Here is a 395-nt window from a genome sequence, read left to right as displayed (position 1 = left end):
CACCGCATCCGTGCCAGTGAGGAGCGTCAAAGCGTTACTGTCGGTGAGGCGTTCTCGGATAACGGTCACCGTGATGAAAGGGTTGAGCGCGCGCATCGTTTCGGCAGCCGACTCTGCCTTCGAGTTTCCCGACCGTGCATAAGTGTGAATGACCTGCCGGTGCAGGTTTGAGATCTCAATGGAGTCATCGTCGATGATGATAATCTCGCCCACCCCGGCTCCCGCAAGATAGAGCAGGGCGGGGGCACCAAGCCCGCCGGCACCGAGCACCGCAACCCGTGCCGCCTTCAGCTTCAGCTGCCCCGCCATGCCAATCTCGGGCAGAATCAGCTGGCGCGCATAGAAGGCACGTTCGGCCGCGCTCAACTGAGTCAAGGACTCCGGCGCGGTCTCGG

At 62.3% G+C, this 395-nt stretch carries 1 protein-coding gene; it reads right to left on the bottom strand.

Annotation, left to right across the window (positions count from 1 at the left end; all coding sequences use genetic code 11):
- On the bottom strand, positions 1-395 hold a 395-nt coding region (locus Q4P78_RS09045; RefSeq protein ID WP_303340039.1), incomplete at both ends, for a ThiF family adenylyltransferase.

It is taken from the genome of Rothia sp. (in: high G+C Gram-positive bacteria) (assembly GCF_030540545.1).
Classification (GTDB): domain Bacteria; phylum Actinomycetota; class Actinomycetes; order Actinomycetales; family Micrococcaceae; genus Rothia.
The sequence above is the reverse complement of the archived record's forward strand: the minus strand, read 5'-3'. Positions and strand labels throughout refer to the sequence as shown.